Annotated in this window: 4 protein-coding genes and 1 pseudogene; 1 reads left to right on the top strand and 4 read right to left on the bottom strand. The window is 62.3% G+C overall.

Annotated elements, in window-relative coordinates:
• Together ACLFQI_RS12760 and ACLFQI_RS12755 are read right to left on the bottom strand one after the other, a co-directional pair.
• Positions 1-414, bottom strand: a pseudogene (locus ACLFQI_RS12760) (hypothetical protein); the annotation flags it as partial.
• A gap of 42 nt (positions 415-456) precedes the next feature.
• On the bottom strand, positions 457-1500 hold the full coding sequence (locus ACLFQI_RS12755) for an HD-GYP domain-containing protein (protein WP_410759871.1): 1044 nt from the start codon (positions 1498-1500) through the stop codon (positions 457-459).
• Between the two features lie 141 nt (positions 1501-1641).
• Between ACLFQI_RS12755 and ACLFQI_RS12750 the strand changes: the two genes are divergently transcribed.
• Positions 1642-2397 (top strand): HMA2 domain-containing protein, encoded by a 756-nt coding sequence (locus ACLFQI_RS12750; protein WP_410759872.1) that lies wholly within the window; start codon positions 1642-1644, stop codon positions 2395-2397.
• Between the two features lie 118 nt (positions 2398-2515).
• On the opposite strand, the gene ACLFQI_RS12745 is transcribed toward ACLFQI_RS12750, so the two are convergent.
• Both ACLFQI_RS12745 and ACLFQI_RS12740 read right to left on the bottom strand, forming a co-directional pair.
• Positions 2516-2986: a hypothetical protein gene (locus ACLFQI_RS12745; RefSeq protein ID WP_410759869.1), complete on the bottom strand. Its 471-nt coding sequence runs from the start codon at positions 2984-2986 to the stop codon at positions 2516-2518.
• Positions 2987-3065: 79 nt separating this feature from the next.
• Positions 3066-3392, bottom strand: a 327-nt coding sequence (locus ACLFQI_RS12740) for a TonB-dependent receptor domain-containing protein (RefSeq protein ID WP_410759867.1), incomplete at its 5' end; no start/stop codon positions are given.

Genomic DNA, 3392 nt, shown 5'->3' with positions numbered 1-3392 from the left:
CAATATGGGGATCAGCGTCAGACTAACGACACCCATGAACAACGATAACATCATGAGAATGCCGAAATCGTTATCGACTAGGAAGGGACCAAGGATCGCAACACTGAGACCGATGATCAGTGTATTCGCGGCCATGAATCTTGTGCCGATCTTAATCTGTATACGAGAGACCGCGTTCACCAGCCATTGCAGCAATGAAAACTTATTCGCGTGTCGATGACTATCGGCGTGCGCGGACGGCCTCGCTCGGGCCGATGCCACCGGCTCCCGCGCGTTCAGCCGCAAGCGCGCGAATTGGTAAAGCTTGGCCAGCAGGATGATCAGCGCGATGACCGAGAGCGCTACCAGGATCAACAGCGCCGGGCCGCCGATGCCGACTAGGTCGGTCGGCACAGTTGCCCCAGGATTCTTCATGATCGAGATATCCTCTTTGCATCGACTGGATCGAATAGCGCCTTAGGATCTCGGATCCTGCGTTGGTGGGGCGTCTTCAGACCAGCATTGGTGACTGCAAGAGTCCTGCGATCTCCGCGGTTTATCGCGAATCGGCTTGAGGCTCATGGTGTCTTTGCAGTAGCCCAGACGCCGGCCCTGTGCATCGGTGCGCTTCAGGTCGAAGCTGAAGCGGTGCGTGCTCGGGTGATAGTCGTCTGGGGCGACGACCGCGAGCGCGGTCAGGAAATCGGCGAAGCGGTCCCATTGAAAGGGGATGCCTTTGCGGCTGGCCTTGTACTGAAGGGCGTGATAGCGCGTGTAGAGCTTGCGGGTCCAATCGCGTCCGAACAGCGTGCTCGGAACCGGGTGGCGAGGGGATTGTTCGTGTGCGGTGAAGAATCCGGAACTGTGCACGATGCGCGAGTGCATCAGATCCTCGTGACCCACATAGGCGTGATGTCCTCCATTGATCGGCGGCCCTCTTCTCCCGAGGTATTCGCCGACCTCGTCACGAAGTCGCGCCAGGCTCGCCGCAACGGCGGGGTCGAACTGCTCTCCGGCATGTTGGGAAATCTCGGCGATGGCCGCGTCGACGGTCATCGCCTTGCGATAGGGCCGGTTGGAGGTCATGGCGTCGAAGCTGTCGGCGACGGCGATGATCCTGGATTCCAACGGAATCGTCTCGCCAGCGAGCTGCTCCGGATAGCCCTCGCCGTCCAGGCGCTCATGATGATGCAGGACGATGGTGGCGATGTCCTGGAAGCTCGGCAGGCGGCAGAGAATGTTGCAGCCAATGCGGGGGTGGCGTTGGATCTCGAGCATTTCCTCGCGGTTGAGACGCCCCGCCTTATTGAGCACACGATCGGACATCGCGATCTTGCCAATGTCGTGCAGGAGCGCAGCCACATGGGTGCGTTGGCGGATCGTCGATGGCAACGCAAGCTCCTCGGCGATCATCTGCGCATAGCGCTCAACCCGGAACGAGTGCTCGTAGGTGTAGGGGTCGCGGGCGTCCAGGGTGGCCAGCACGATGTCGATCAGTTCGTCTAATTGTATACGATTCAACAGCTTGGTTTCCTGCAACTGAGGCATGTCGAATAGACAGAGCAGGTATGTTAACAAAGTTGTTGAATATGAGAAGCGTTCTCGATAAAATCGAGGACGATTGCTCGACGATGTCATCCACCTTTGCTCGTTCTCATCATCATGTTCGATGCCTTTTCGCCGTCTCAGGAGCCACGGTTATCCTCGTCGCAAGCGCCAACGGCCGTCCAGCCGATGGTTGCGGTAAGAAGAATGCAGCGCCTGCGCGTGCGGCATCGAGCGGCTGGACGCCTCCGGTTGTCCGTCCCCATGCTGCGTTCCGATCCTGCCTTGGCCTCGCGTCTGCCGGATGCGCTCGAGTCCGCGACCGGTATCCGGGCGGTGCGCGTGAATCCGGCATGCGGCAGCATCGTCATTCACCATGCGTTCGAGGCGCTCCCGGAGGACAGGCTGGATGCCCATGTCGCTGGATTGCTGCAACCATGGCTTGGAATCCAAGCCGTGTCGCGCCAAGGAACGGCGCGTCAGGCGGCCAACCAGCGGGGCATGGTGCGCCAGCGAATCGCACCGTCGAGCGGGGGACGCGAGTGCGTGCGAGCCCGTTCCAGGAAGCGGCCGCCGCTGACCTGGCCGCTCGCTGATCTGAGCCGGTACCCTCGGGTGGAGGCTCGGGTGGAAGGTGGCCGGGGGACGCGCCAGTCGAGGGCAGTCGCCAAGGCGCCGCCGATCGCGCCTTGGACCGCATGGCCGGCGGTCGCGGGGCGCGAGAGATGCTGGCTCTGTGCTCTGAACCAAGCTCTGCTGCGCTCGTTGTTCAGGTTTTCGCTGCGATGCTGGTGGAGCGAGCGCCACCGTGAGTTGGCGCGGCTCGCGGCTCGTTTGCAAGCGAGTCGCTGGAACCGTTTCTGGCCTCTCTAGGCGTCTTCCTTTACGCACAAGAGGGCGCGGGCATGTCAGGCATCGCCCTGGCGCGAGCGATCCGCGCCCCATGGCTCCAGCAGGCGCCCCGGATGCGATGTGCGGGGCGCCGTTGCGCTCATCTTCCCTTGGCGCTCGCCGTCATCACCGCTTGGTACTGCTCGGGATCGAGGATGGCGCGGAACCGATTCAGGGCCTCGATGCGGAGATCGATGGCCTCGCGCTTGAGTCGCGTCAGCTCGTCGAGCTGCTCCGCGACCGCGGCGCTATCCTTGCCCTGTTCGAGCACGCCGCGCCGGATCGCCCGTTCGAGTGACCAAGCCGCTTGCACGCGCTCATGCAGCTGGGGCGGATAGACCTCCATCACTTCGCGACGCAGGGCTTGCATCTGCTCGCGGCTTACCCCGAAGTGCTCCGGGTCCTGGCGGATTGCCCGCATTGGATGAGGCAGGCTCACCAGTTCGCTGACCATGAAGCCTGGGCGCTTGGACGCGGATCCCGGACGCTCCGGGCTGGCCGTGTCGGCCTGAGCCGTGCCGAGGGTCAGGAGCAGCGGGAGCGCGAGCAGAGGGGTGAATCGTTGATGCATGGTTTGGGATTCCTTCTAAACAGGGGGTTGCTGATAAGAGGCGACGGCGAGCGTTGGCCGTCGCATGTCGGCATCGTTTTCAGAAACGGTAACGGGCGCCGAGATACCCGAAGGGACCGGGATTGGAGCCGATGCCGGTGTCGACCGCTTCGTCGAACAGGTTGTCGATGCCGGCATACAGCTCGAACCCTTCGAGGGCGGTGGGCTGGTAGCTCGCCTTGAGGTTGACCAGGGTGTAGCCGGCCGCAGTCTCGATGCCCTCGGTGCTGGAATACTGCTGTTCGCCGGTATAGCTGGTGATCAGCTGTAGTAGCCAATCGGGGCTTGGGCTGAAGTCGAGCGTCAGGTTGGCGAGCGTTTCCGGCGTTTGCAGCAACGGATCGTCGCTGTCCTTGTTCTCGGTCGA

Source organism: Halochromatium sp. (assembly GCF_046541315.1).
Classification (GTDB): domain Bacteria; phylum Pseudomonadota; class Gammaproteobacteria; order Chromatiales; family Chromatiaceae; genus Lamprobacter.
Note: the sequence above shows the minus strand (reverse complement) of the source record. Positions and strands in the feature narration are given on the sequence as shown.

Excerpts from the sequence above, each read along its gene's own strand:
- ACLFQI_RS12750 (WP_410759872.1), top strand. The coding sequence starts at position 1,642 with ATGTTCGATGCCTTTTCGCCGTCTCAGGAGCCACGGTTATCCTCGTCG.
- ACLFQI_RS12745 (WP_410759869.1), bottom strand. The coding sequence starts at position 2,986 with ATGCATCAACGATTCACCCCTCTGCTCGCGCTCCCGCTGCTCCTGACC.